This is a genomic window from Sphingomonas endophytica, from assembly GCF_001476895.1.
GTDB classification, from domain to species: Bacteria; Pseudomonadota; Alphaproteobacteria; order Sphingomonadales; family Sphingomonadaceae; genus Sphingomonas; species Sphingomonas endophytica_A.
Genome location: NZ_LDTB01000222.1, coordinates 1 through 697, shown reverse-complemented (window position 1 = coordinate 697; position 697 = coordinate 1). Strand labels below are relative to the sequence as shown.

Genomic DNA, 697 nt, shown 5'->3' with positions numbered 1-697 from the left:
GCCGCATAGAGCGCAAAATGGCCGTGCTGACCGAGCATCGGCCCGAGGCCGCCCATCTGCCACATCACCCATTGGATGACGTTCGACCGCGCACGCAGCTCCCTCGGCAGGAAGCGGCCGGTCTTGTCGGCGAGATAGATCAGGATCGCGCCGGTCTCGAACACCGAGAACGGACCGCCGCCGTCGGATGGCTCATGGTCGACGATCGCGGGGATCCGGTTGTTCGGGCTGATCGCCAGGAATTCCGCCCGAAACTGCTCGCCGGCGCGGATGTTCACCGGGATCACCGTGTACGGGAGCCCCAGTTCCTCCAGCATGATCGAAATCTTCCAGCCGTTCGGCGTCGGCGCGTAGTGCAGGTCGATCATCGGCGTCCACTTCCCCATCACAAGGACTTTTGTTGTTCTGTACCTCCACTCTAGGACATGGCAAACAGGCGCTCAATCCGAACCCATCGGGAGGCACCCATGCTGTTTCCAACCACGATCGCAGGCTCGCTGCCGAAGCCGGAATGGCTCGCGGAGCCGAACATGCTGTGGGCCCCCTGGAAGTCTGATGGCGCCGAGCTCGCCCGCGCCAAGCGCGACGCCACGGTGCTCGCGGTCAAGCTGCAGGAGGATGCCGGCGTCGACATCGTCACCGAGGGCGAGCAGGCGCGTCAGCACTTCGTGCATGGTTTCCTGGAGCGGATCGAGGG

At 64.4% G+C, this 697-nt stretch carries 1 protein-coding gene and 1 pseudogene; one reads left to right on the top strand and one right to left on the bottom strand.

Features of this window, described 5'->3' with window-relative positions; genetic code table 11:
* On the bottom strand, nt 1-368 hold a 368-nt coding region (locus tag NS334_RS16870), incomplete at its 3' end, for a glutathione S-transferase N-terminal domain-containing protein (RefSeq protein ID WP_193753161.1).
* A gap of 99 nt (nt 369-467) precedes the next feature.
* On the opposite strand from NS334_RS16870, the pseudogene NS334_RS16865 reads away from it, so the two are divergent.
* Nucleotides 468-697, top strand: a pseudogene (locus NS334_RS16865) (methionine synthase); the annotation flags it as partial.